The organism is Mycobacterium sp. TH-M82, assembly GCF_057473605.1.
On the sequence record NZ_JBYCKY010000451.1, the window covers coordinates 1 to 3,045 of the forward strand.

Below are 3,045 nucleotides of genomic sequence, written 5' to 3' on the forward strand. Positions count from 1 at the left end.
GCACCGTCGCCGACATCCAGCAGATCACCAACCCGGGCCTGCGACTGGTCGGCGCGTTGCCGACGCTGTACGACTCGCGCACCACCCACACGCGCGACGTGCTGCTCGACATCGCCGACCGCTACGGGCTTTCGGTGCTGACCCCGCCCATCCCGCGCACGGTGCGCTTCGCCGAGGCCAGCGCATCGGGGTCATCGGTGATTGCCGCACGCAAGAACAAGGGTGCCGCCGCCTATCGCGAGGTGGCGCACGCGGTGCTCGAACACTGGGACTCCGGCAAGCCGCTGCCGACGTTCACCCCCGACGTGTAGCGGGAGCGCCGGCTGCGCGAGCATGCACAAACTCGCACTCGCGGGGCGGCTGTAGTGCGATTTTCCGCATGCTCGCCGTGTAGCCGGGCGGTAGCAGGCGGCTCAGCCCAGGGCGACCACGGTGTCGCCGCGCTGCTCCAACACCATCGAACCGGACGCCCCCGGGAACACCGCGGATACCCCGGGCGGACGGCTGACTTCGATCGTGCGTTCGTGCTTGCCGGTGGCCGGGTCGCAGACGTCGATTCCGCCGCTGACCGGGATCAATAGCCGGCCTGCCAGCACTGCTGCCGGCCCCAACGGAACCGCCGGGCCCGCACCGGAGACGGTGTAGCGGTAGGCCAGCGTCGTGGCGTCGAACATCAACACCGCGCCGCCGGTCCACCAGCTGACCAGACCTGCGGGCCGCGACACCGTCAAGTCCGCGCTGGCCGGTGACGGTCGGCTGGGCAGCAGCGTCTTGGCGACGGTAATGCCGGCCTGGTCGACGACTTCGATCCTGGGCTGCGGCGACGGCAGGTAGACCGCGGTGTGGGTGGCGGTGTTGTGGTCCGAGACGGCCAGCACCCGGGCGCCCGAGTCGGCGGTGACGCCGGGCACGGGCAGATGGCGCTGCTCCGGTTCGTCCTCCTCCTTGCCGGCGTGCAGCAGGGTGAGCCGCAGGTCGTCCTGTCCCGGGCAGGCCTCCAGCACCGACACCGCCGACGAACCGGCAGCAGCCGACAGCAGGGTGCATCCGCTGCCCAGTCGCTGCGCGGAGGGTTTCAGCTGGGCGTCGATTTCGCCGTAGGACAGCACCCGAACCATGTCCGAACGCCACAGCTCCAACCGGGTCGCGCCGACCGACAACACCGCGGCGCCGTCGGAGGAGACGGTGACGTGCCGGTCGGCGTAGCTGGTGCGGGCCGGTCCGCGCTGGCCGGTGTCGGCATCGACGGTGCTGACCTGGCCGCAGCCGCGCCCGTCGGGAAAGACGGCAACGGCGTAACGGTAGATCCAGGAGACGGCGCACAGGTCGACGCCGCGGGCATAGCTCCAACGCGGCTCACCGGTGGCCGGGTCGCGCCCGGTCATCTCTCGTCCGGCACCGGTGATCACGGTTCCGGAGACGATCACCGGGCTGCTCGTCGCCGGACTGGCAGCGGTCCACAGCTGCGTCAGCGACCCCGGCACCGCCTGTGCCGGCGCCGGGTTGGGGGCCGGCTCGGCGGCGGGGCGGCTGATGGTGGCCCGCGCGTCGCTGGTCCACCAGACCAGCACGCCCGCAACCACGACGGCGAGCATGATCACCACCGCCGCTACGACATCGCCGCGGGTACGCTGCTCGGGTCGGACCATCAGGCAGGCGGCAAGGTTCAGCTGCCGCTAGTCGCCGCGCCGGCCGCCATGCGCGGCCGGCGACGGCGCGGGCGTGACCTGTTCTGCCCGTTCTCGGCGGACGCCGTGCCGGTGGCTTCTGCGGCTGCCGGTGGCTGCTTGACGGCTTCGCGGTCCGGGCGTGTTCCCGTCACCGGCTTACCGCCGCGGGTGCGCCGCCGCGACCTATCGGAGTTGCGGGGCGAACGCCGGCGGTCGGCGCCGGTGTCACGCGTGGGTCGTTTGACCGGCGACTTGCGGGCTCTGCCGACGCTCCCGGTGGCATCGGCAGGGATGCCCAGCTCGGTGTAGAGATGCGGTGAGCTGGAATAGGTTTCGGCCGGATCGGGGCAACTCAGGCCCAGCGCGTGATCGATCATCGTCCAGCGGGCCAGCTCGTCCCAGTCGACCAGGGTGACCGCGACCCCGGTGCGCCCCGCCCGGCCGGTGCGGCCGATGCGGTGTACGTAGGTCTGCTCGTCGTCGGGGCACGGGTAGTTGCGGCCGTGCGTGACGTCGTCGATGTCGATACCGCGGGCGGCGACATCGGTGGCGACCAGCACGTCGACGTCGCCGGTGCGGAACGCCTTCAGCGACTTCTCCCGGGCCACCTGATTGAGGTCACCGTGCACCGCGCCCACTTTGAACCCGCGTTCGGTGAGGTCGTCGGCCACCTTCTGGGCGGTGCGTTTGGTTCGGGTGAAGATCATGGTGGCGCCGCGCCCGCGGGCCTGCAGCACCCGGCTGACCAGCTCCAGCTTGTCCAGGGCGTGGGCACGGTAGACGAACTGATCGGTGGCGTCGTGCACCGCCGAGCTGTGCGGCGCCTCCGCCCGGATGTGGGTGGGCTGGCTCATGAAGCCGCGAGCCAGCGTGATGATCGGGCCGGGCATGGTCGCCGAGAACAGCATCGACTGGCGATCGTCGGGAATCTGGGCCAGGATGCGTTCCACGTCCGGCAAAAACCCCAGGTCCAGCATTTCGTCGGCCTCGTCGAGGACCAGCACGGCCAGCCCGCCGAGCTGCAGATGGTTCTGCTGGGCCAGGTCGAGCAGCCGACCCGGCGTGCCCACCACCACCTCGGCGCCGGCCTGCAGAGCTTCGATCTGCGCCTCATAGGGCCGTCCACCGTAGATGGCGACCACCGACAGGGGACGGGAAGCGCACTTAGCGTCGCTTCCTGGAGGTCCACCTGTGGTCAGGTATTTCGCGGCGTCGGCCAGGTCACCGGAGACCTGCAGGCACAGTTCTCGGGTCGGCACCACCACCAGCGCCCGCGGGACACCGGTGAGCGGCCTTGTGGTGTCGGTGCTGATGCGCTGCAGCAACGGCACGCCGAACGCGAAGGTCTTGCCCATGCCGGTGCGGGCCTGGCCGA

The 3,045-nt window shown here is 70.9% G+C and carries 3 protein-coding genes; 1 reads left to right on the top strand and 2 read right to left on the bottom strand.

From position 1 onward, the window contains the following. A partial coding sequence (locus AC2VON_RS13815) for a ParA family protein (protein WP_486953481.1) occupies window positions 1–311 on the top strand: 311 nt, incomplete at its 5' end. A 102-nt stretch (window positions 312–413) separates the two neighbouring features. On the opposite strand, the gene AC2VON_RS13820 is transcribed toward AC2VON_RS13815, so the two are convergent. Both AC2VON_RS13820 and AC2VON_RS13825 read right to left on the bottom strand, forming a co-directional pair. After that, window positions 414–1,649: an Rv3212 family protein gene (locus AC2VON_RS13820; protein ID WP_486953482.1), complete on the bottom strand. Its 1,236-nt coding sequence runs from the start codon at window positions 1,647–1,649 to the stop codon at window positions 414–416. Between the two features lie 17 nt (window positions 1,650–1,666). After that, the coding region (locus AC2VON_RS13825; RefSeq protein ID WP_486953483.1) for a DEAD/DEAH box helicase at window positions 1,667–3,045 on the bottom strand (1,379 nt) is incomplete at its 5' end.

Bases quoted from the DNA above. Each gene is read 5' to 3' on its own strand.
- AC2VON_RS13820 (WP_486953482.1), bottom strand. From the start codon at position 1,649: ATGGTCCGACCCGAGCAGCGTACCCGCGGCGATGTCGTAGCGGCGGTG.